We start from the raw sequence: 23805 nt of genomic DNA, 5'->3' as shown, positions 1-23805 counted from the left end.
GAGGGCAAAAACATGAAGACCATAAAAGTCAATATCGTTACTCCCGACGGCCCAGTATATGAAGATGATATAGAAATGGTAAGCGTTCGGGCAGAGAGCGGTGAACTTGGTATCTTGCCAGGTCACATTCCGACGGTCGCTCCGCTAAAAATTGCCGCTGTCCGTCTAAAAAAAGACGGTGAAACTGAGCTGGTTGCCGTCAGTGGGGGAATTGTTGAAGTACGCCCTGATCATGTCACCATTTTGGCACAGACAGCGGAAACATCTGAGGAAATTGATAAACGACGTGCTTTGGAGGCTAAACACCGTGCAGAGGAACGCTTGAAAAAGCACACTCCTGATGTTGACATCATGCGGGCGGAACTTGCATTAAGACGCGCGATTAATCGCTTAGAAATTACAAAGTAAAAAGTTTAAATCCTTCCCATTTGGTGGGAAGGATTTTTTTGACTTGTATAATCGTCAAAGATTTCTACCCAAATCACTTGAAATGAGCAATGTTTATCTTTATCCTATAGCAGAGAACCTTAGGGCGAATAGTCAAGTTTGAATGTAAGGAGGCGTCATTTCATATGGAAGGTATTGGCCAACAAGCAGCTATCAGTATTCTCGTTCATCTCTTCTTTATCGCTTTGACATGGTGGGCTCTTCTAGCGGTAAATATCGATCCTCTGATCAAGAAAGGTAAAATCATTCAAGCGAGAGTATTAATGATTATACTGACGATTGCTATCGGTTCAATCGTCAGTAATTTTTTCTTGGATTATCTTTATTATTCAAGACAATTGCATAATTTATTTTCTTAAATTTTTGAAAAGGATGGTCAAGTTCTGCCAATCATGCGGGACTGACCTTGTTTTTCCACGTATTCTTTTCCTGCAATCCGTCAAAAATGGAAAGTAGGAGAGGATGATAGGAAATGAAGAAAAAACAATTGGTCAATGCCATAATTCTTTTTGGAATTTTAATGATTGGGGTCTACTCATTCAAATCGCTTGAAGCTGCAGAAAACACACCGCTTTTACAGCTTGTCACAGGTTTAACAGAGCACCATGTTGAGCTTGATGAATGGACACTTCATACGAAAAAACAGTTTATTTCCTCAAAACAAGAACTTATTGAAAAAGTGAAACATTTTAAGAAGCAATACCGACAATATCAATGGACTTTTACACAAACAAACCAGTCTGTAAAAGCAACAGGCATTCATACAGATCAAAAAAATAATATAAAATCGACGATTCGTTTAGAATCAACCCTCAAAAAACAAGGATTTGTATCGTATTTACTATATGAGCAAAAAGGTGCGGGCCAACGGGAAAACTGGAATCATACATATAAACAGTTTGAACGCAAAGCATTCGACATATTAAGAGAAAATACCATAATTTTCACTTGTCTAAAGGGTCACTTAAGTGGTATGATGAATGTTGTTTTGCAAAAAAAAGCAAATGATCTAATAAATGAATTTAAAGGAAAGTTAGTTGAAAAATTAATTGAACCAAATTTCGTATCTATTTCTGCCTATACTAATGAGTGGAGATCCATAAAAACTGAAAATCAGCAAATGAACTTGCAAATTTCACTTAGAAATGCGGGAATGGGCGAAAAACTTACCGTTACGGTTGGAACACCAATCATAACGACTGAATATTAATATAGAGAAATTGGGACGCGGAGGGGAATACCTTGGAAAAAATCATCGTCCGCGGCGGTCAAAGGTTAAGCGGCACAGTCAAAGTTGAAGGAGCAAAAAACGCCGTTTTACCAGTTATCGCTGCATCTTTATTAGCAAGTGAAGAAAAAAGCGTAATATGTGATGTGCCTACGCTCTCCGATGTATATACGATTAATGAAGTGTTACGTCATTTAGGCGCAAATGTGCATTTTGAAAATAATACAGTAACGGTTGATGCATCTCGTTCATTATCAACAGAGGCACCGTTTGAATATGTAAGAAAAATGCGTGCATCCGTTTTAGTAATGGGTCCGCTTCTTGCTCGCACAGGCCATTCGAGAGTAGCTCTTCCTGGAGGATGTGCAATTGGATCAAGACCAATTGACCAGCATTTGAAAGGTTTTGAAGCAATGGGGGCAAAAATTAAGGTTGGGAACGGCTTTATTGAAGCAATCGTAGAAGGTCGTCTTCAAGGGGCAAAAATCTACCTTGATTTCCCTAGTGTTGGAGCAACGGAGAACTTGATTATGGCAGCAGCTTTAGCTGAAGGCACGACAACTCTTGAAAATGCTGCTAAAGAACCTGAAATTGTTGATTTAGCTAATTATATTAATGCTATGGGTGGAAAAATCCGAGGTGCCGGTACAGGCACTATTAAAATTGAAGGTGTTAAAACACTGCATGGTGCTAAGCATAACATTATTCCTGATCGGATTGAAGCCGGAACATTTATGGTAGCTGCAGCCATTACGCAAGGAAATGTTCTTGTGCAAGGAGCAGTGCCGGAACACCTGACATCATTGATTGCCAAAATGGAAGAAATGGGTGTCGAGATTTTGGAAGAAGCTGATGGTCTTCGGATTATCGGTCCAGCTGAATTAAAATCAATCGATATTAAAACAATGCCGCATCCTGGATTTCCGACTGATATGCAGTCACAGATGATGGCTCTTTTGATGCGCGCTAATGGAACCAGTATGATTACAGAAACCGTTTTTGAAAATCGATTTATGCATGCGGAAGAATTCCGACGTATGAATGGAGATATTAAAATTGAAGGAAGATCTGTCATTATTAATGGTCCAGTGGATCTTCAAGGTGCAGAAGTAGCGGCTACTGATCTTAGAGCCGGTGCTGCGCTTATTCTTGCAGGGTTGGTCGCTGATGGACATACGCGTGTAACAGAGTTAAAACACTTAGATCGCGGGTATGTCAACTTCCATCAAAAGCTTGCAAACATCGGTGCTGATATTGAACGTATAAATGATGAAGAAACCGTTCACTTTGAACCGAAAGAAGTTGTAACTGACTTAAACGCATAAACAAATTCAAATCAGTATGTCAATTTGGCATACTGATTTTTATTTTCTGCTATCATTATGCACCAAAAATACAAAATTAATACATCAACTGTGTACAAAATGTACAGTCATATTAGCTTGTCCCCGCCCATAAAATAAAAATAGATCAATGTTGAAATGGGGGCTAATGATTTGAAACAGCTAATAGTCGTACTAACAGGAATATGTATACTGATTGTACTTGTGCCAACACTGCTTGTTATCCCTTTCCAAGGAGGATCCGGAATCAAAAAAACAGAAAAGCAGACTCAACACCAAAAGAAAAAAGTGACAACGACATTAAAAGAGTCTCCCGTTTCAATTCCGGTTTACAGAACGGCTGACCGCCAGGTTGAACACATTCCGCTTGAAGAGTATGTGGTTGGTGTTGTAGCTTCAGAGATGCCGGCTGACTTTGAAATTGAAGCCTTAAAAGCTCAGGCACTCGCAGCACGTACTTATATTGTGAGGCAGATGGTAGCTGATCAAACAGTTCGATCACCAAAAGGCTCACTTGTTGATGATACTCAAATGTTTCAAGTGTATAAAAACAATGCAGAACTACAAAAAATTTGGAAAGATGATTATCGTTGGAAGATTAAAAAGGTAACAGAAGCTGTTGCCGAAACGCAAGGGAAAATTTTAACGTATAATCATAAGCCAATTGATGCCTCATTCTTTTCTACAAGTAATGGCTATACTGAGAATGCAGCTGCTTATTGGACCAGTGATATTCCATATTTAAAAAGTGTGAAAAGTGCTTGGGACAAAAAATCCCCAAAGTTTTTGAATCATCAAACATTTGCGGCATCTGAGTTTGAGCAAAAACTTGGTGTTAAACTGGGAGGTTCAGAAATTGGTAAGATCACTGAACGAACACCTGGAAAGCGCGTCGCAAGTGTTGTCATCAATGGGAAAAAACTGGATGGCAGAGATATTCGTGAAAAGTTAGGTTTGAAATCAGCTGATTTTGATTGGAAGCGTAAAGGAAACCAAATCATTGTCACAACGAGAGGATATGGTCATGGCGTAGGAATGAGCCAATATGGGGCTCATTATATGGCGAAAGACGGTAAAACAGCTGAGGATATCGTCAAATATTATTATAAGGGAACAAATATTTCTAACGCTACTGAATTTGTAAATCGGTATATGGCTAAAAAATAAACACGAAAGGGCAGTCCAATCAGTCGATTTTTTGACGATTGGCAGCCCTTTTTTATTATTTTAACGAGTGGTGTACATCACACCAGATGATCTCCTTTTCCGATATGATTAAAGAAGAACAATTTGAAAAAGAGATGAAAAAGTTTACAATAGACGACAAGGGGGAGTGTGGATGGTCACCAATCATGAACATGTATTTGATAAAAAAGACCGGCCGCTTCGAGACTTGAGAATTTCTGTAACCGATCGCTGTAATTTGCGGTGCACATATTGTATGCCTGCTGAAATCTTTGGACGTGATCATCTGTTTTTACCAAAAAGTGAGCTTCTTTCCTTTGAAGAGCTTGAACGGTTAGCTCATTTGTTTGTCAAAACTTTTGGTGTTGAAAAAATTCGCATTACTGGCGGAGAGCCCTTAATGAGAAAAGATATGCCTGATCTCATTAAAAAACTGTCCCACATACCTGGACTTTCCGATATTGCGATGACAACGAATGGACTGTTATTGCCGGTTTATGCTGAGAAACTCAAAAAAGCAGGTTTAAAAAGGGTGACCATTAGCTTGGATTCACTGAATGATGAACGTTTTAAAGCGATTAACGGAAGAGGGGTTTCCGTAAGCAAAGTACTAGCCGGTATCGAAGCGGCAAAACAAGCTGGTTTAGGCATTAAAATCAACATGGTTGTCCAAAAAGGAGTCAATGAAACAGATATACTACCGATGGCTCGTTACTTTAAGGAAAAGGGCGAGATTTTACGGTTTATTGAGTTTATGGATGTAGGTAATACAAATGAGTGGAAAAAGCAGTCAGTCATAACAAAAGCTGATATCATCGAGATTCTCAATCAAGAATTGCCAATTGAAGAGCTTGAACCCAATTATAAAGGGGAAGTTGCCCAAAGATTTCGCTATCGGGATGGTGGCGGCGAGGTTGGTTTTATTTCTTCAGTATCTGATGCTTTTTGTGGTACATGTAACAGAGCAAGACTATCAGCAAAGGGCGAGCTTTTTACATGTTTGTTCGCATCAACAGGCTTCGATCTTCGAGCATTGCTCAGAAGTGGACAATCTGAGCAAGAGATTGAAGAGGCTGTCCGTACAGTGTGGCAAAACCGTGATGATCAATATTCACTTGATCGTACACATTCAAAAGCGATATCAAAAAATAAAGTGGAGATGTCATACATTGGCGGATAGGAATAACACCAGGCTGCCGGGAAGTACTCGGCAGTCTGTTTTCACTACAAATGCAGACAGTCTTCGGAGAGCTGATTCGTGGCTTGGATCACCTTTAAAAACATTTGTAAACGGTCACATCCATCCATATAGATAAATTCTTCCTGGTTTCCATCGTTCATAATGATCAAATGATCACCACCTACCAAACCTTTCTTATAACGGAAAGACGAGATCGTTTTATAATCGATATTCAGATAAAATGAAGAACCTAATAGTGAAGAATAAAACAGCAACCTTTTATCGGTTGCAGCAAGTATCCCCCTGTATGGGGTATATCTCGCAAACATCTTCGCGTTATATGTACAAAGAATACTAGATTTAATCTCCTCGTTTGGCTCAAGTTGGCTTTGAATAGCGGCTTTTCCTTGATTGATCTCCTTCATCAAACACTCCTCCTTTTATTATAATACGATTGTAACGAGAGAAGGTTTCTGGTTCATCTGGAAGGAAGTACGATTGTCATATGTTATAGTATAATGAGAAGCACTTTCACTGAAAAATGCACTGGCATTGTCAATTTAACATATTGTTTAGGCGCATTTTTGTTTTTAGCTAATGAAAGGCGGTTTTTTTATGCAATCCTATTTCTATCATCTGTTACAAATTGACCATATCGTCAAAATGAGTGATCTTCCGAATGAACAACAACTTACCGATTCGTTCGTGTTTATTTTTCACTTGAAGGGTGATGGAAAGATTAATATGAAACAGACTGAGAGCCTGCTGAAAAAAGAAACACTTTATATTTGTCCTCCCTATGAAACATTTGGAATCACCTCTGCATCTGCTACCATGAATATGTATCTTCTTCGGTTACAGATATATGAATGTGATGAACAGCGTCAAATGACTGTTACAAATTCCAAGCGTTTCTCTGATTCACAGATGATTGATGTTCAGTCTGTCGGAAATCTTGCCGCTCGTCTTCAAGAATTATCTGACTTATGGCCTGTTTCTTCAACACTTCAAGCAATGAAATCTCAGATTGAATTGCAACAGCTTCTTTACGACATCTGTTTAACGAAACAATTTCATTCTGCCGATACCGCATCAGCAATTGCAGAAACAAAGGGATTTATTAAAGCCCACTCAGATGCTTCATTCACACTGAATCAACTGGCAAAAATGGCCGGGATTAGTGCTAAACATTATAGTGAAACTTTTAAAAGACTTTACGGGCAAAGTGTGACAGAGTTTATTACAGAAACGAGAATCACGAAGGCAAAACGCTTAATGGCGAAAGCTAGCTATAAGCTTAGAGAAATTGCCAATCAGATCGGTTATCAGGATGAATTTTATTTTAGTAGGACATTTAAAAAACAAACTGGACTATCACCGACAGCATATATGAAAAAAAGACGAAAGAAATTGGCAGCATACGGACAAAACACAATTGGGCAGCTCATCCCACTTCATCTTATTCCTTATGCAGCCTCACTTCACCCGAAATGGACAGCATACTATTATAAACATTACGCACATGACATCCCCGTTCATCTTAGCGCGTATCGTTTTCATGAGCCATGGGAAGAAAATTTGCGAATGTTAGTAGCTGCTGAGCCTGAGCTCATTATCAGCATGAACGATATTTCTAAACAGCAACAGGAGCAATTGAATCAAATAACAGATGTACTCTATCTTCGTTCAGAGGAAAACTGGAGAACGAATCTTTGGACGACTGCCTCATATTTGAAGGAGGAAACAGAAGCACGCCAATGGTTGGCTACTTATGAACGGAAAGTTGAGTTGGCAAGAGAGCATCTTTCAGCTGTACGAAAACAAAAATTTTTGTTTTTGCGTCTCCATAAACAAGATGTTTACCTTGCTCACAATCGCTCTGTTCAAGAAGTATTTTTTGGTGATTTAGGGTTTCTATCAGCTGTTTCTCTAGATGAGCCGACAAATCAGGCCATTTCGCTTGAGACAATTGCGGCTTATGGTCCGGATCAGATTATGATGTTTATTTTCAAAGAGCCGGAAACATTGGCATACTATCAACAACTTCAACAGACAGCTTTTTGGCAAAATCTTAAAGCTGTGCAGCAAAAGCAAGTTCATCAAATCCAGTCTGATCCTTGGCGTGAATATTCGGCATGTAGCCATGAACGACTGATTCGCCAAGCTGTAAAGTACTTATCCGGAAAAAATCCATTTTAATTGCCGTATATTGTCCATGGTTTTCTAAGGAAGGCTTACCTATAATTTTAATTGATAATTATTATCAATTAATTGAGGAGGTCACATTTGTGAAAAAACTTTCTATATTTTTATTGGTCTTGCTTCTTGCCCTAACCGCTGCAGCTTGCGGAGACAAAAAAGAGAAGGCAAGCAGTGAGACAAAAGGTTCTGATTCAACAGAGAAAGATATTACATATCTTGGTCATACATATAAGGTGAAGGTTCCAACCCAAAAAATTGTCATTACCGGAAGCGTTGAGTCAATGGAAGACGCTAAGCTTCTAGACGTTCATCCAGTTGGTGCGATGTCTTTCTCAGGAAAGTTCCCACCATTGTTTGAAAGCATAACAGATCAGGCAGAACCAGTTGGTGAAAAAATAACACCGAACCTTGAAAAAATTCTTGAACTAAATCCGGATGTTATTTTAGCATCGACAAAATTTCCAGAAAAAATGGTTAAAAAGCTCGAGCAAACAGGAAAGACAATCCCTGTCTCCCATATTTCATCCAACTGGAAAGATAATTTGAACCTGTTGGCTGAATTAACAGGAAAAGAGGACAAAGCAAAACAGATTATTTCAGATTATGAAAGTGATCTGAAAGAAGCAAAATTGAAATTAGCGAAAACTGCAAAAAATAAGAAAGCAATCGTTGTTAGAATCAGAAAAGGAAATGTGTTTATTTATCCAAAAGAAGTATTTTTCAATTCAACACTATACGGTGAGTTAGGATTTACGGCGCCTGCTGAAGTGAAAGCAGCAAAAACGCAAGAACTGATTTCGATTGAAAAATTAAGTGAAATCAATCCTGACTATATGTTTGTTCAATTTGCCGACAACGAAAATGCAGACAAGCCAAATGCGCTCAAAGATTTAGAGAAAAATCCAATTTGGAAAAACATTTCAGCCGTTCAAAAGAATCATGTGTTCGTTAATGCTGTAGATCCGCTTGCTCAAGGAGGTACAGCGTGGAGTAAAATTGAATTTCTAAAAGCGGCGTCAGAAAAATTGGCAAAAAACTAAAATAGAAAAGGTTTTTCATTATGCGTTCAAAGCGAATGACACAGATGATCATCATTTCCGCTCCATTTTTGGTGATATTGTCCGTTTTTCTCTCTATATGCTATGGAGCAAAACAACTTGATACAGATGTCATTGTTTCAGCATTTCTAAATTTTGATAAAGGGAATACCGATCATCAAATTATCTGGTATTCCCGGCTTCCGCGGGCTGTTGGCGCTCTCTTGATTGGAGCAGCGCTAGCTGTGTCCGGAGCGCTTATGCAGGGAATAACTCGAAATTACTTGGCATCTCCATCGATTATGGGCGTTTCTGACGGTTCAGCGTTTATCATCACACTTTTCATGATTATGCTTCCGCAATCGACATCGCTTGAAATGATGGTGTACTCCTTTATCGGTTCTGCCGTCGGAGCACTGCTCGTTTTTGGTCTGGCATCGGTGATTCCAAACGGTTTTACACCTGTTCAGCTAGCGATTATTGGAACGGTGACAAGCATGTTGCTCAGCAGTGTGTCAGCGGCAATGTCCATCTATTTTCAAGTTTCACAAGATCTAAGTTTTTGGTATAGCGCAAGACTTCATCAAATCAATTCGGACCTTTTGAAGTTTGCTATTCCTTTTTTCATAATCGGCATCATTCTGGCACTTTCCCTTAGCAAAAGAGTGACGGTTCTTTCATTGGGTGACGATATTTCAAAAAGTCTTGGGCAACAGAAAAAAGCCGTTAAATTAATTGCGATGGTATCAGTTGTGATCCTGACAGGCAGTTCTGTCGCTATAGCGGGAAAAATTGCCTTCGTTGGTTTAGTTGTGCCACATATAACGCGCTTTCTCGTTGGCTCTGACTATAGCCGGTTGATCCCTTGTTCTTGTATCATTGGCGGTGTCTTTTTAACAATGAGTGATCTTGCTAGTCGATTTATCAATTATCCGTTTGAAACACCAATTGAAGTGGTCACCTCAATCATCGGTGTTCCTTTCTTCCTTTACTTGATAAAGAGAAAAGGAGGGGAACAACATGCCTAAAAAAATAGCAATGATTTACATTGTATTCATTGCACTTATATTACTTGTTTGTTATTTTAGTATAACAATGGGTGTTTTCTCAGTACATCCATTAGATCTGCTTGCTACCCTTTTTCAAATCAATCCAAATGAACAGAATAGCATTTTATTGTTTGAATTAAGACTGCCACGCATTGTTACAGCTGGCCTTGTCGGGCTCGGGCTGGGAATTGCTGGTGCTGTCATACAAGCAATCACAAGAAATGGCTTGGCTGATCCCGGGATACTGGGTATTAATGCGGGAGCAGGTGCAGCGATTGTCGGCTATTTGTTAATGTTTAAAGGTCAAATGGATTCACAGAGCCTTCTATCTGCAATGGGTATGCCTTTTTTCGGATTAATAGGAGGGCTTTTGGCAGCTATTTTCATTATGATGTTTGCTTGGCATGGTGGAGGGTTTGATAGCGGTAGAATTATTTTGGTAGGAATCGCAATTAACTCAGGTTTTAGTGCTATTTCATTATACTTATCATTAAAAATGAATCCTAACGATTTTGAAATGGCTATGTTGTGGCGAAATGGAAGTATATCAGCGGCAAATTGGACATATATTCAGGCTGCATTGCCTTGGCTTTTGTTATTTATCCCATTTTTGATTGCAAAAAGTCATGTGCTTGATACAATCCGTTTTGATGAGGATATTGTCAAAAGTTTGGGTATATCATCTAATCTCGAAAAATTGGTCCTGCTTTGCGCCTGTGTCGGGATTATTAGTGCCTGTGTCTCCATATCGGGAAGCATGGGGTTTGTCGGTTTAATTGCACCGCATATTTCCCGAAGGTTGGCAGGAGTCTTGCATCGCTATTCATTGCCATTAAGTGGACTGATTGGGATGTTTCTTGTCCTGTCGGCTGATTTGGCAGGAAAATTGTTGTTTCAACCAACAGAGGTACCAGCTGGAATTATTCTCGCAATTTTCGGTGTACCTTACTTCTTATACTTGCTTTTCAAACAAAAAAAGGCGGTTCATTAGGATAAAAAGGGGAGAAAGTAAATGGTTCATGATCAACATCTTCAGAGTATGGGCGTGGCTGATTGTTCGCCTGTGACGATTCCCAGGGCTCAACAGTGCCTGATGCGTTCGCGAGAGGGGAACCGTGATTACCGTATTTTTATAGCAAAACCTAGTGAAGAGCCGCCGCCAACGGGATACCCTGTCATCTATTTGCTTGATGGCAACTCAGTATTTGGAACAATGGTTGAGGCGATGCGGATGCAGGCGCGCCGACCCGAGAAAACAGGAGTCATACCAGCTTTAATCGTTGGAATTGGTTATCAGACAGATGCTCCATTTGATCAAAGACGAATTTACGACTTTACGCTTCCAGTGTCCAAAGATGAGTTACCTCCAAGACCTGATGGGAGAGAATGGCCTGTTTCGGGCGGAGCAGAAACATTTCTGTCTTTCATTGAAAACGACTTAAAACCGCAAATTGAACGTGAATTTAAAGTTGATAAAAATAGACAGACCATTTTTGGTCATTCTCTCGGCGGACTGTTTGTCTTGCAAGCTTTGTTTAGGAACCCCGGTTTATTTCAAACATATATTGCTGGAAGTCCATCGATTCATTGGAACAGGTCATTTTTTGCTAACGAAGCTGATTTTATATCACGTTTACAAAAAACAAATCTCAAGGTGGATGTCTTGCTTGGAGCAGGAGAATTAGAGAAAACACATCCATGCCGGATGAATGACAATGCAAAAACTTTGGCTAAACGCTTATCAGCGCTTGAAAACTTTGGTGTCCGAGCAGAATTTACTGAATTTAAAGGAGAAGGTCATATCACGGTTTTGCCGGTGTTAATCAGCAGAGCGCTGCGGTTTGCATTAAATCCCGTCAGTCGCAACTGATCTGAAGCAGGGGGGGATCCTGAAAATAGTGTGGAGCAATAAAAATGGGGGAATTTGCCCACTTTCCACAAAATTCTCGCCATTCCCCCTGATTCATGTTGATAAATGACGTTTTAGACAGCTCCATGTTTCCTCCAATTATAGAGAGAGTAAAGAAAATATACCGAAAAGATGACGGAAAAAATCGAAAATGATTTGACCGTTAGCATTTATTGGTATATTATATTTTTGAATGGTAATGATAATCATTCTCAATAGAAAGAGTGTACTCTTGGAAACTAGTACATCGAAAGGACATGGTGCGAGATGAATGACAGGATTGCTTTAGTGACAGGTGCTGGACAAGGCATTGGTGAAGCTATTGTTCGATCATTGATAGACCGCGGTGTGTTCGTTGTAGCGGTAGACCAAAATAGAGAACAGCTTCAAGAGCTAGTGTCAGATCTTAGAAATAAAGCTTCGCAAATGACGAGTTTTTGTGTAGATGTAGGTGATAGCACGGCTGTTAGTGAGATGGTAGACCGAATCGAACGAGAAATCGGTCCGATAGAGATGTTGGTGAATGTCGCCGGTGTGCTTCGAACAGGATTGATAACATCTTTTCGTGATGAAGATTGGGAGCAAACATTTAGTGTAAATACTTCTGGAGTTTTTTATGTGTCACGCTCTGTTTCTGCCTATATGATGTCCCGCAGGTCTGGATCAATTGTGACAGTTGGTTCGAATGCGGCGGCGGTCCCGCGAATGCATATGGCTGCATATGCCGCTTCAAAGGCAGCGGCATTGATGTTTACGAAATGTCTTGGACTTGAGCTTGCCGAGTACAATATTCGTTGTAATATCGTGTCACCAGGTTCAACGGATACCCCTATGTTAAGCTCGCTTTTCGCTAATCATGATGGGGCTGAAACTGTGATCACTGGATCCCTTGAAACATATAAGACTGGAATTCCACTCAGGAAAATAGCAGTTCCTGAAGATATCGCGAACGCTGTTATATTTTTGCTGTCAGACCAGGCAAGCCATATTACAATGCATGATTTGCGTGTTGATGGAGGAGCTACTTTAGGAATTTAATTCATTTTAAGGAGGGTTTCATCATGGATCATCACATTGTTACAGAAGTGACGGCACTACAACTTCTTCGTGAATATCAGGCTGATGCTTCATTTTTCTTATCTTCGCCAAAACGGACAATTCTTACGAAAGGTACATTTGCAGCCATTTCTGAACCGAACACATCCAATTTGCCGCAACGTGCTGCGTCAATCCTTAAAGATGCAGAGCAGTCGGGACTCCAACATCCTATTCTTGTCGGTGCAGTACCTTTTGATGGGTCAAGATCGATCAAACTGACAGTACCAACAGAGGTGTGGCAGACAGATCCGCTACAGGCTGATCAGAAAGGGGAGGAAATGGACAGCTCGATGGTCTGGGGAGTTGCTCCTGTTCCTGAACCTGAGGAATATATGCGCTGTGTTGAACAAGGCTTGGCCAGGATAGGCACCGGTGAATTAAGCAAGATCGTGCTGTCAAGGTCATTACAGTTGGACTCATCAGAAAAAGTCGATATTGGTCCATTGTTGTACAAACTCGCACAGCATAATCCAAGCGGATATACCTTTGCGGTAGATGTGTCTGAACGGATTTCACGGACAACAAAGAGACGAACCTTAATAGGCGCTAGCCCTGAGCTGTTGGTTTCAAGGTCAGGAATTAAAGTTTTAGCGAACCCTTTGGCAGGATCAAGACCCCGAAGTCATGATATGACTGAAGATAGGCGGCGTGCAGAGGAATTGCTGTCTTCAGAAAAAGATCTTCATGAACATGCAGTTGTTGTTGAGGCAGTATCTGCTTCGCTCAAACCTTTTTGCAAAACGTTGGAGGTACCGTCGACCCCTTCGTTGATTAATACTGAGACGATGTGGCACCTTTCTACAGAGGTGACTGGGGAGCTGATCGATCCATCTATATCTTCGCTTGAATTAGCTTTAGCGTTGCATCCAACCCCAGCTGTTTGTGGCACACCGACAGATCTAGCAAAAACGGCTATTGAGAAAATTGAACCGTTTGATCGCGGTTTTTACACAGGAATCGTTGGATGGTGCGATGCCAAAGGGGATGGAGAATGGATTGTGACATTGCGCTGTGCTGAGGCTGAAGAACGCTCTCTCCGTCTGTTTGCAGGAGCAGGTATTGTTGCCGGATCAAGTCCTGAAGAGGAACTTGCTGAGACATCAGCCAAATTTCGGACGATGCTTCTCGCGATGGGTCTTGAAGAGAATGATTAAAGTCAAGGTGAAAAGGAGATGAAAAGATGCTGACGAAATGTCCGACATGGCCGAAAGAGTTTGCTGAGAAGTATCGGAAGATGGAGTGTTGGCGTGGTGAGACATTTGGTGGCATGCTCAGAGAACGGGCTCAGCAATATGGCAGTCAAATTGCAATGACATGCGGAGAAACGCAGATGAGCTACAAGGAGTTAGATATGAAAGCTGATCTTCTTGCGGCAGGCTTATTAAAGCTAGGAATTAAAAAAGCAGACCGAGTTGTTGTACAGCTACCGAACATTCCTGAGTTTTTCGAAGTGTGTTTCGCTTTGTTTCGAATTGGTGCTCTTCCGGTATTTGCTCTACCATCACACCGACAAAATGAAATCAGTTATTTTTGTGAGTTTACCGAAGCGGTTGCTTACATCATTCCAGATCAATATGCAGGATTTGATTACCGTCATCTGGCAAGGGGTATTTGTCAGAAATCGCCTGCATTACGGCATGTGATTGTCGCAGGTGATCCAGAAGAATTTCAACCGCTTACTAGCTTGTATGACGATCCTGTTAGCTATCCCGATGTGAGTCCTGCTGATGTTGCTTTTCTTCAATTATCAGGCGGAAGCACTGGGCTCTCCAAGCTGATCCCAAGAACTCATGATGATTATATCTATAGTTTGCGAATCAGTGCGGAAATTTGTCAGCTTGATCAAGATAGTGTATATCTTGCCGCATTACCGATTGCCCATAACTATCCACTGAGTTCACCTGGTGTACTTGGCACTTTGTATGCAGGTGGTAGAGTCGTTCTAGCTCAGGGTGGAAGTCCTGATGAGACTTTTTCTCTCATAGCGAAGGAGCAGGTGACGATCACAGCTCTTGTGCCACCCCTTGCTTTAATTTGGCTTGATGCTGCACAAGCACGTCGCGATGATCTTTCAAGCCTTGAAGTACTTCAGGTTGGTGGGGCGAAATTCAGTGCTGAAGCTGCTAGACGTGTCAAACCAGTGTTAGGCTGCACATTACAGCAGGTATATGGTATGGCAGAAGGATTGGTCAACTATACGAGGCTTGATGACTCAGAAGAAATCATCATCCATACACAAGGAAGACCAATGTCACCCTTTGATGAAATTAGAGTCGTTGATGAAAACGGATGTGAAGTGGAACCAGGGCAAACCGGTGAACTGTTGACTCGCGGTCCTTATACAATTCGCGGTTATTATAAAGCTGAGGAGCATAATGCAAAAGCTTTTACCAAAGATGGGTTTTACCGAACCGGCGATTTGGTCAGGGTGACTCCATCAGGTCATGTGATTGTCGAAGGTCGCGCTAAAGATCAAATTAACAGAGGCGGGGAAAAGGTAGCTGCAGAAGAAGTAGAAAATCATCTGCTTGCTCATCCCGCAGTCCATGATGCTGCAGTCGTTTCTATGCCAGACGAATTTCTTGGAGAAAGGTCATGTGCATACATTATCCCGTGTGACAAGACACTGACCACGATGGAGATTAAAGCGTTTTTAAGGGAGAGAGGGCTTGCGGCTTACAAAATCCCTGACCGCGTTGAATTGATCGATTCATTTCCACAGACAGGTGTGGGGAAAGTGAGCAAAAAAGCATTGCGAAAAGTCATTGCTGAAAAGTTGAAAACGGCTCAGAAAATAAAAATGTAATGAAAACAGAACGAAAGGATGTGATTTGATGGCCATTCCTGCCATCACACCTTACCAAATGCCAAAAGCCTCAGATTTACCGAAAAATAAGGTTTCATGGACACCGCATCCAAAGCGTACCGCACTTCTTATTCATGATATGCAGCAATACTTTCTCAGCGCTTACAGATTAGACGATTCACCAGTAAAAGAACTACTTGCAAATATCACACAGTTAAAGGATCAATGCAGAGAACTTGGTATACCCGTCATTTATACTGCCCAGCCCGGCGGGCAGACCCCTGAAGAACGAGGACTTCTGCAAGATTTTTGGGGAGAGGGAATTGGGACAGACCCTAATCAGCAAAAGATTGTTGAAGAACTTAAACCAAATGAACATGACATTGTTCTGACAAAGTGGAGATATAATGCTTTTAAAAAAACGAGCCTCTTAGATGTCCTGCAAACACACGGGCGTGACCAACTGATCGTCACAGGTGTTTACGCACATATCGGCTGTTTATTGACAGCATGTGATGCATTTATGCAGGATATAGAGACATTTTTCGTAGCAGATGCGATGGCAGATTTCTCAGCCTCATATCATAAAACGGCTATTCACTATGCTGCTGAACGATGTGCTTTCACGATCACTACCGCAAATCTGCTCGAAGAATTAAGCAATGGACAAGCAACTCATCAGACGCAAGTGCTCACAAAACAAACGATTCGCGAACAAATTGCTAATCTACTTCTTGAATCACCTGCAAACATTAGTGATAACGAAAACTTAATTGATCGAGGGCTTGATTCAGTTAGAATGATGAGTTTGATTGAACGCTGGCGTCATGCTGGAGCTGAAGTAACGTTTGTCGAGCTTGCCCAGGAGCCGACAATTGACAATTGGTGGAGACTGTTGTCAGCTGTTCCAACAATGCCTTTACCCAACACAGATTATCAGTAAGGGAGGTCATGGTCATGACGAAATGTCCAAATAACGGTAAACGATTGACTGGAGCACAGGCTGGTATTTGGTTTGCTCAACAGCTTGATCCTGAAAATCCGATTTATAATACTGGTGAATATGTCGAAATCCATGGCTCTATCGACCCGCAGCTTTTTGAGACAGCACTGCGTCATGTCATTGCCGAAGCTGACAGTTTGCATGCGCGTTTTGGCGAAGATGGAGATGGTCCCTGGCAGGTGATCGATTTATCTAAAGATTTTCCGCTCCATGTGATAGATGTTAGCTCAGAACTTGAGCCGCAGAAGGCAGCTGAAGCATGGATGAAGTCCGATTTAGCAACACCGATTGATTTAACACAAGGTCCGCTCTTTACTGAAGCCTTGTTTAAAGTGGCTCCTGATGTTTATTTGTGGTACCAGCGAATTCATCATATTGCAACTGATGGCTTTAGTTTTACACTTATCGCTGAGCAATTGTCAAAAGTTTATACAGCTTTGGTTCATCAACTTCCTGTCGAAGAGGGTACATTTGGCTCACTTGACTCGATTCTTGAGGTAGATACCGCTTATCGAGACTCAAATCAATATAAGCAAGATCGCCAATTTTGGCTTGACCGCTTTCGGGATCAACCGGAAGTGGTCAGCCTTGCTGACAGGGCATCAAGAACGTCTAACCGCTTTATTCGTCAGTCTTTGTCCTTGAACAGCACAGAACACCTTATGTCTTTGGCGGCTAAGCTCGGTGCTGGTTGGCATGAGCTTGTGATTGCTACTGCTGCGGTGTATGTTCATCGTCTAACGGGTGCGCGTGATGTAGTACTTGGATTACCGATGATGTGCCGTTTAGGATCTGCTTCACTGAATGTTCCTGGAATGGTGATGAATGTCCTGCCGCTTCGTTTAGCAGTTACCTCTGAGATGGAGATTCATCAACTTGTTCACCAGGTCTCACGAGAAATTCTTCAAATGCGGCGTCACCAACATTATCGACATGAGGAGCTGCGGCGAGATCTCAAATTGATTGGTGAAAATCACAGGCTGTTTGGTCCCCAAATTAATATTATGCCGTTTGATCACAGCTTAAACTTTGCCGGTCATATTGGGAAAGTCCACAATCTAGCGGCAGGTCCTGTAGATGATCTATCAATGAATATTTATGGAAAACCGGGGGGGAGCTCTTTCACAATAAATCTTGATGCAAACCCTGATGTATACAGTGAACAAGACCTTGAGAAACATTTGCACCGTTTCCATCGTATTTTAAAAACAATTTCCGAATTACCCATTGGCAAAATTGAAATGTTGCTTCCTGAGGAACGACGGCAAGTTCTAGTTGAGTGGAATCAGACGCATCACCCTTTACCCACAGTCAGTTTACCTACAGTGTTTCAAGATCAGGCAGCACAAACTCCTGATGCTGCAGCTGTCGTATTTGAAAACGATGTTCTTACTTATTCCAAACTGAACGAGCAAGCAAACCAACTGGCTCGCTTGCTGCTTGCCAAAGGAGCAGGTCCCGGAAAGTTCGTAGCTTTAGTCCTGCCCCGTTCACAAGAGATGGTCATTTCGATGCTTGCTGTTCTTAAATCAGGAGCAGCCTATTTACCAATAGACCCGGATTATCCGAGTGAGCGAATTGATTATATGCTTCATGATGCGCAACCTTTGTTCGTCATGACAAGTAAAACAAGAGAAGTGCCATTTTCTCAAAATCTGAACGTCATTGTCATAGATAAAGAAGATGTCATGAAAGAGCTTGGGCTGTATTCCTCTGGAGATTTAACCGAAAAAGATTGGAAAGAGCCGGTCACATCATTTCATCCGGCATATATGATCTACACTTCTGGTTCGACTGGTAGACCTAAAGGTGTTGTCATATCATTTGAAAGCTTAAAGAATTTTTTGTTATCGATGAAGAAACGGTTTCCTTTGCATCATCATGATAGGTTATTGGCGGTTACTACAGTCGCTTTTGATATCTCAGCCTTAGAAATTTTTCTACCGCTGATTAGCGGAGCGCATGTTGTCATTGCCAAGAAAGAAACAATTCAAGATCCATCAGCTTTGGCAAACATGATAACAGAGCATGAGATCACAATGATGCAGGCAACACCGACACTATGGCAGTCACTAGTGTCAACCGAACCTGAACAGCTTCGAGGGTTAAAGGTGCTTGTCGGTGGTGAGGCGCTTCCTCGAGAACTTGTATTCAAATTACAAAACCTGGGCTGTCAGATGACTAATCTCTATGGTCCAACGGAAACAACAATTTGGTCAACAGCAGCTGCTCTGGAAAATACCGAGGTAGAATCTCCCTCAATTGGCCAGCCGCTTTGGAACACACAAGTATATGTTCTAGATGCTTGCCTACAGCCTGTACCACCGGGAACGATCGGAGAGCTCTATATAGCGGGAGCCGGGGTAGCACACGGTTATTTAGGGCGACCAGAGCTGACTGCTGAACGTTTTATCGCCAATCCATTCGGTCCGCCAGGGTCTCGTATGTATCGAACCGGTGACCTTGTCAAATGGCGATCTGATGGTTCACTGAACTATATCAGCCGTACAGACCATCAAATTAAAATACGGGGTTTTCGCATTGAAATTGGAGAAATTGAGGCAGTCCTTGCCAAACATACTGACATCAAACAAGCGGCTGTCTTAGTCCGTGAAGATCAACCAGGTGATCGGCGTTTGGTGGCATATGTCGTTCCTATTTCGGGAGAGACAATTGACTCGACTGAACTACGCAGTTATGCGCAGAAAACCTTGCCTGATTATATGGTACCATCAGCAGTTGTCATTCTTTCTGAGTTTCCGCTAACTCCAAATGGAAAGCTTGACCGTCAAGCTCTTCCAGAACCGGAGTTTTCCGGACGAACAGGTGGCCGAGAGCCGCGAACACCTCAAGAGGACATTTTATGCGGTTTGTTTGCTGATATTCTTGGAGTTTCTCATGTCAGCATTGATGATAACTTTTTTGAGCTTGGCGGACACTCTTTGCTTGCCGGTCGACTCGTCAGCAGAATTCGTGAAGTATTAGGAACCGAACTAGGGATCGGTCGATTATTTGATCAACCAACACCGGAAAAACTAGCTAAACAGCTTGATCATGGAGGAGACACTAGACCGGCTTTACAAAAAATCGAGCGTCAACAAAAGATTCCGCTGTCTTTTGCTCAGCGCCGTCTCTGGTTTTTGCATTGTTTGGAAGGTCCTAGTCCGACGTACAATATTCCAGTTGTTATTCATTTGTCTGGTCAACTGAATCATGAAGCACTTGAAGCTGCACTTTATGATTTAGCGGTACGGCATGAATCACTTAGAACGATCTTTCCCGAGACACAAGGGAGATCATACCAACATATATTGAACATTGCCAGTGCACGTCCAAAACTGATCGTTTCCCAAGTGAACAAGACTGATCTGCCTGAAATACTTGATGAAGCTGCCAGATACAGCTTTAACCTTGCAGAAGAAACGCCATTTTGTGTTCAACTGTTTCAGCTTGAAGGCAATCAATATGTTTTATTACTACTTTTGCACCATATGATCAGTGATGGCTGGTCTTTGACACCGTTGACTCGTGATTTGCAAACTGCATATGAAGCCCGCTGTCATGGCAAGGAACCAGATTGGCAGCCGCTTCCTGTCCAGTATGCCGATTATGCGTTTTGGCAGGAAGACTTGCTTCATCATGAGAGTTATCTTGAAAGACAGATGGACTACTGGACGAAAACACTTGCTGATCTGCCTGATCAGCTTGAATTGCCGACCGATTACCCGCGACCTGCAGAATCAAGTTATTGTGGTGATACAATTCAGATTAACATAGATTTACAGTTACACAACCAATTGCTAGACTTGGCCCGTGATCATGGAGTGAGTTTATTTATGGTATTGCAATCAGGTTTAGTAACACTGCTTACTCGGCTCGGAGCGGGTTGTGATATTCCGATTGGTAGCCCAATTGCAGGGAGAAGCCATGATTCGCTCGGTGATCTGATTGGCTTGTTTGTCAATACGTTAGTGCTCCGAACGGACACGTCTGGTAATCCGAGTTTTCGTGAGCTTCTCAGTCGGGTTAGACAGGTGAATCTTGCTGCATATGAACATCAAGATCTTCCTTTTGAGCGGCTTGTTGAAGTTCTTAATCCTACTCGATCAAGAGCTAGACACCCGCTATTTCAAATCATGTTAGCATTTCAAAATACACCCGAGCCAGCGTTAAATCTACCTGGTCTTCAAGCAGATCTCGAGATGAAAAGTGTTGGGACGGCAAAGTTTGATTTAACATTCGAACTTCGTGAACATCGTCTTGCAAATGGAACAGGTTCCGGTATTACTGGTTTCTTGGAATATAGTACAGACCTATTTAAACGTCAGACTGCTATGGCACTTGTCGAGCGATTTTTGAAACTGCTGAAATCGGCTGCAACTAATCCTGATCAGCCAATTGAGCATCTCGATATTCTTATGCAAGAGGAAAGACAAATGCTGCTTCATCAGGGAAACAACACGCTTCAAAAAGCACCTGAAACTTGTTTGCCAGTATTATTTGAAGAGCAGGTTGAGAAGTATCCTGAAGCAACAGCTGTTATATTTGAGGATACATCTCTTAGCTATGATGAACTGAATAAGCGGGCAAATCGTCTTGCCCATTGGCTAATTCATAAAGGAATTGGTCCCGAACAATTCGTGGCTTTGGCTATGCCAAGATCATTGGATATGGTTGTCTGTTTGTTGGCTGTACTTAAAACAGGTGCAGCATATGTACCGCTTGATCCGAATTATCCGGCTGAGCGGATAGCATATATGCTGAAAGATGCGGAGCCGGTCTGCATCATGACAAACTCTGAGGTTTCAAGCCTTCTAGATGCAGGTGCTGTTGAAAAGATGATACTTGATGATTCAGAGATTAAAAAAGAACTGAAAAAGTATTCTAGCGATAATCCGAGTCATAGTGACCGTATTGCACCTTTGTTACCGCTGCATCCCGCATATGTGATTTATACTTCGGGATCAACGGGGCAACCGAAAGGAGTCATCATTCCGCATCATAATGTTGTTCGACTGTTTAAAGCGACAAATGACTGGTTCCACTTCAGTTCGGAAGATGTTTGGACACTGTTTCATTCTTATGCATTTGATTTTTCAGTTTGGGAAATTTGGGGACCGCTGCTTCACGGCGGCCGGCTTGTTATCGTTCCACATGAGATCAGCCGCTCTCCTGTTGAATTTTTAAGATTGGTTATTCGCGAAGGTGTCACAGTTTTGAATCAAACACCATCAGCTTTTTATCAGTTGATGCAAGCTGATCGTGACAATCCAGAGCTTGGCCAAAAGCTTTCACTGCGGTTTGTGATTTTTGGAGGAGAAGCGCTTGAGTTAAGCCGGTTGGATGATTGGTATCAGCGTCATCCTGAAAACTATCCGCTGTTAATTAATATGTACGGAATTACAGAGACGACGGTGCATGTCACTTACGTTGGTCTCGATCAGAAGAAAACATCTTTGCAAGCGAACAGTCTGATTGGTTACGGAATCCCAGATCTTTGCATCTATGTGCTAGATCGTTATCTTAAACCGGTACCGCCTGGAGTCACTGGTGAATTATATGTATCAGGAGACGGTCTTGCCCGCGGTTATCTAGGGAAACCTGATTTGACAGCTGAGCGGTTTGTCGCTGATCCATTCGGACCGTCCGGTACGAGGATGTATCGTACTGGGGATTTGGCCCGTTGGCGTTCAGATGGTTCTCTTGACTATATGGGACGAGCTGATCAACAAATTAAAATCCGTGGATTCCGAATTGAATTAGGCGAAATTGAAGCAGTTCTTGTCCATCATCATCAAATTGCTCAGACGGCTGTTGTTGTTCGTGAAGATCAACCAGGAGATCAACGCCTTGTGGCTTATATCGTTCCTGTCTCAAAAACAACAGAACTTGATTTCGCTGAATTGCGTCATGATGCGGCCCGAACTTTACCTGAATACATGGTGCCATCAGCTTTTGTGACGATTGACAAACTGCCGCTCACCCCAAATGGAAAGCTTGACAAACAAGCGTTGCCTGCACCGGACTTGACTGTGACTTTAAAAGGACGCGGTCCTAGAACACCGCAAGAAGAAATGTTATGTGAACTGTTTTCAGCTGTTTTGAATTTGCCTAAAGTTGGGATTGATGACGGATTCTTCGAGCTTGGCGGACATTCTCTACTCGCTGTTCAACTGATGAGCCGGATTCGTGAATCACTCGGGGTTGAGCTAGGGATTGGTGATTTGTTAGAAGCACCAACAGTCAGCGGTCTTACCGAACGACTTGAAGCGGGAAGCAGTCATAGTGCACTGGATGTTTTGCTCCCTCTTCGAACAAGTGGTGATCAATTGCCATTGTTTTGTGTTCATCCTGCGGGAGGATTAAGTTGGTGTTATGCGGGATTGATGACATCTCTCGGAACAGAATATCCTCTTTATGGTTTGCAAGCCCGCGGAATCGGAAAACAGGAAAAACTACCGAAAACACTAGATGAGATGGCTGAGGATTATATCAATCATATTCGTCAGGTTCAGCCAACAGGGCCTTATCACCTGCTAGGGTGGTCTCTCGGAGGGAATGTGGTTCATGCAATGGCAACTCAGTTACAAAATCAAGGTGAAGAAGTTTCGCTTCTCGTCATGCTGGATGCTTATCCGAATCATTTTCTTCCGATCAAAGCTGCTCCTGATGAGCAGGAAGCTCTTATTGCTCTTTTAGCATTGGGAGGATATGACCCTGATAGTCTCGATGGAGCGCCGCTCGAACTGTCCAGCGCAATTGAGATATTGCGCCGTGATGGCAGCGCACTTGCTAGTCTTAATGAATCGACCATTTTGAATCTGAAAGAAACATATGTGAACTCGGTCCGTATTTTGAGTACTTATAAGCCTCAATCATTTACTGGGGATCTTCTTTTCTTCCGGTCAACTATTATACCAGAATGGTTTGATCCGATTGAGTCCGAAGCATGGCTTCCTTATCTGAATGGGAAGATCGAGGAGTATCCCATCGATTGCCGGCATAAAGACTTGTGCCAGCCGGGACCGCTTGCCATCATTGGACGTGAGCTAGCGAAAAAATTGACTGTTCTAAATGAAAGGAGAAATCAAAGATGACAAATCCTTTTGAAACCCAAGACGGAACATTTGTCGTGCTGAAGAATCAAGAAGGCCAGTACTCGCTCTGGCCAGCCTTTATTGATGCACCATCCGGCTGGATCGCAGTTTGCGATGAAATGAGCCGCAGTGCTTGTCTAGACTATATCCGTTCACATTGGACTGATCTTCAGCCGAACAGCTTGAAGGCTGTTGTTCATAAAAATTCATGAGGCGGCCAG

At 42.1% G+C, this 23805-nt stretch carries 18 protein-coding genes; 17 read left to right on the top strand and 1 reads right to left on the bottom strand.

Going from position 1 to position 23805, the window contains the following annotated elements; translation table 11 throughout:
- Positions 1 to 12 precede the first annotated feature (12 nt).
- The 6 genes from HOO54_RS19950 (at position 13) to moaA (ending at position 5383) form a co-directional block, all read left to right on the top strand.
- Positions 13 to 408: a F0F1 ATP synthase subunit epsilon gene (locus HOO54_RS19950; protein ID WP_172298356.1), complete on the top strand. Its 396-nt coding sequence runs from the start codon at positions 13 to 15 to the stop codon at positions 406 to 408.
- A gap of 164 nt (positions 409 to 572) precedes the next feature.
- Positions 573 to 806, top strand: a complete 234-nt coding sequence (locus HOO54_RS19945) for a DUF1146 family protein (protein ID WP_172298354.1) — start codon at positions 573 to 575, stop codon at positions 804 to 806.
- 113 nt (positions 807 to 919) lie between these two features.
- Complete coding sequence (locus HOO54_RS19940) at positions 920 to 1657, top strand: YwmB family TATA-box binding protein (protein WP_172298352.1); 738 nt, start codon at positions 920 to 922, stop codon at positions 1655 to 1657.
- 32 nt (positions 1658 to 1689) lie between these two features.
- The gene (gene murA, locus HOO54_RS19935) at positions 1690 to 3000 is read left to right on the top strand and encodes a UDP-N-acetylglucosamine 1-carboxyvinyltransferase (protein ID WP_172298350.1); all 1311 of its coding nucleotides are present in this window, start codon (positions 1690 to 1692) and stop codon (positions 2998 to 3000) included.
- 171 nt (positions 3001 to 3171) lie between these two features.
- On the top strand, positions 3172 to 4185 hold the full coding sequence (gene spoIID / locus HOO54_RS19930; protein ID WP_172298348.1) for a stage II sporulation protein D: 1014 nt from the start codon (positions 3172 to 3174) through the stop codon (positions 4183 to 4185).
- 172 nt (positions 4186 to 4357) lie between these two features.
- Positions 4358 to 5383 carry a GTP 3',8-cyclase MoaA gene (gene moaA, locus HOO54_RS19925; protein WP_172298346.1) on the top strand — a complete coding sequence of 342 codons (1026 nt, stop codon included), beginning with the start codon at positions 4358 to 4360 and terminating at the stop codon, positions 5381 to 5383.
- Between the two features lie 44 nt (positions 5384 to 5427).
- Here moaA and HOO54_RS19920 read toward each other — a convergent pair whose 3' ends face one another.
- Complete coding sequence (locus HOO54_RS19920; protein WP_172298344.1) at positions 5428 to 5808, bottom strand: PH domain-containing protein; 381 nt, start codon at positions 5806 to 5808, stop codon at positions 5428 to 5430.
- Positions 5809 to 5998: 190 nt separating this feature from the next.
- On the opposite strand from HOO54_RS19920, the gene btr reads away from it, so the two are divergent.
- From btr to HOO54_RS19865, 11 genes are all read left to right on the top strand, one after another.
- Positions 5999 to 7582: a bacillibactin transport transcriptional regulator Btr gene (gene btr / locus HOO54_RS19915; protein ID WP_172298342.1), complete on the top strand. Its 1584-nt coding sequence runs from the start codon at positions 5999 to 6001 to the stop codon at positions 7580 to 7582.
- 89 nt (positions 7583 to 7671) lie between these two features.
- A complete protein-coding gene (locus HOO54_RS19910; RefSeq protein WP_172298340.1) occupies positions 7672 to 8625 on the top strand; it encodes an ABC transporter substrate-binding protein in 954 nt (317 codons plus the stop codon).
- 20 nt (positions 8626 to 8645) lie between these two features.
- Positions 8646 to 9650 carry a FecCD family ABC transporter permease gene (locus HOO54_RS19905; RefSeq protein ID WP_172298338.1) on the top strand — a complete coding sequence of 335 codons (1005 nt, stop codon included), beginning with the start codon at positions 8646 to 8648 and terminating at the stop codon, positions 9648 to 9650.
- Between the two features lie 4 nt (positions 9651 to 9654).
- Positions 9655 to 10662, top strand: a complete 1008-nt coding sequence (locus tag HOO54_RS19900) for a FecCD family ABC transporter permease (protein WP_172299742.1) — start codon at positions 9655 to 9657, stop codon at positions 10660 to 10662.
- Between the two features lie 21 nt (positions 10663 to 10683).
- Positions 10684 to 11541 (top strand): alpha/beta hydrolase, encoded by an 858-nt coding sequence (locus HOO54_RS19895; protein WP_172298336.1) that lies wholly within the window; start codon positions 10684 to 10686, stop codon positions 11539 to 11541.
- 306 nt (positions 11542 to 11847) lie between these two features.
- A complete protein-coding gene (locus tag HOO54_RS19890) occupies positions 11848 to 12618 on the top strand; it encodes a 2,3-dihydro-2,3-dihydroxybenzoate dehydrogenase (RefSeq protein ID WP_172298334.1) in 771 nt (256 codons plus the stop codon).
- Between the two features lie 20 nt (positions 12619 to 12638).
- Positions 12639 to 13832: an isochorismate synthase DhbC gene (dhbC, locus tag HOO54_RS19885; protein ID WP_172299741.1), complete on the top strand. Its 1194-nt coding sequence runs from the start codon at positions 12639 to 12641 to the stop codon at positions 13830 to 13832.
- A 26-nt stretch (positions 13833 to 13858) separates the two neighbouring features.
- Positions 13859 to 15484, top strand: coding sequence for a (2,3-dihydroxybenzoyl)adenylate synthase (locus HOO54_RS19880; RefSeq protein ID WP_172298332.1), 1626 nt, complete (start codon positions 13859 to 13861; stop codon positions 15482 to 15484).
- Positions 15485 to 15512: 28 nt separating this feature from the next.
- Positions 15513 to 16427, top strand: a complete 915-nt coding sequence (locus HOO54_RS19875; protein ID WP_172298330.1) for an isochorismatase family protein — start codon at positions 15513 to 15515, stop codon at positions 16425 to 16427.
- A 14-nt stretch (positions 16428 to 16441) separates the two neighbouring features.
- On the top strand, positions 16442 to 23584 hold the full coding sequence (locus HOO54_RS19870; RefSeq protein WP_172298328.1) for an amino acid adenylation domain-containing protein: 7143 nt from the start codon (positions 16442 to 16444) through the stop codon (positions 23582 to 23584).
- Positions 23581 to 23796 (top strand): MbtH family protein, encoded by a 216-nt coding sequence (locus HOO54_RS19865; protein WP_172298326.1) that lies wholly within the window; start codon positions 23581 to 23583, stop codon positions 23794 to 23796. Before HOO54_RS19870 ends, HOO54_RS19865 begins: the two co-directional genes overlap by 4 nt.
- Positions 23797 to 23805: the final 9 nt, after the last annotated feature.

The organism is Bacillus sp. WMMC1349 (genome assembly GCF_013155385.1).
Classification (GTDB): Bacteria; Bacillota; Bacilli; order Bacillales; family Bacillaceae; genus Bacillus.
This window is presented reverse-complemented; position numbering and strand designations above follow the sequence as displayed.

What these genes read in the sequence shown, in the direction of transcription:
- HOO54_RS19865 (WP_172298326.1), top strand. Translation starts at nt 23,581, where the DNA reads ATGACAAATCCTTTTGAAACCCAAGACGGAACATTTGTCGTGCTGAAG.
- HOO54_RS19875 (WP_172298330.1), top strand. Translation starts at nt 15,513, where the DNA reads ATGGCCATTCCTGCCATCACACCTTACCAAATGCCAAAAGCCTCAGAT.
- btr (WP_172298342.1), top strand. Translation starts at nt 5,999, where the DNA reads ATGCAATCCTATTTCTATCATCTGTTACAAATTGACCATATCGTCAAA.
- HOO54_RS19940 (WP_172298352.1), top strand. Translation starts at nt 920, where the DNA reads ATGAAGAAAAAACAATTGGTCAATGCCATAATTCTTTTTGGAATTTTA.
- HOO54_RS19945 (WP_172298354.1), top strand. Translation starts at nt 573, where the DNA reads ATGGAAGGTATTGGCCAACAAGCAGCTATCAGTATTCTCGTTCATCTC.
- HOO54_RS19950 (WP_172298356.1), top strand. Translation starts at nt 13, where the DNA reads ATGAAGACCATAAAAGTCAATATCGTTACTCCCGACGGCCCAGTATAT.
- HOO54_RS19870 (WP_172298328.1), top strand. Translation starts at nt 16,442, where the DNA reads ATGACGAAATGTCCAAATAACGGTAAACGATTGACTGGAGCACAGGCT.
- HOO54_RS19880 (WP_172298332.1), top strand. Translation starts at nt 13,859, where the DNA reads ATGCTGACGAAATGTCCGACATGGCCGAAAGAGTTTGCTGAGAAGTAT.
- HOO54_RS19920 (WP_172298344.1), bottom strand. Translation starts at nt 5,808, where the DNA reads ATGAAGGAGATCAATCAAGGAAAAGCCGCTATTCAAAGCCAACTTGAG.
- HOO54_RS19905 (WP_172298338.1), top strand. Translation starts at nt 8,646, where the DNA reads ATGCGTTCAAAGCGAATGACACAGATGATCATCATTTCCGCTCCATTT.
- HOO54_RS19895 (WP_172298336.1), top strand. Translation starts at nt 10,684, where the DNA reads ATGGTTCATGATCAACATCTTCAGAGTATGGGCGTGGCTGATTGTTCG.
- moaA (WP_172298346.1), top strand. Translation starts at nt 4,358, where the DNA reads ATGGTCACCAATCATGAACATGTATTTGATAAAAAAGACCGGCCGCTT.
- HOO54_RS19890 (WP_172298334.1), top strand. Translation starts at nt 11,848, where the DNA reads ATGAATGACAGGATTGCTTTAGTGACAGGTGCTGGACAAGGCATTGGT.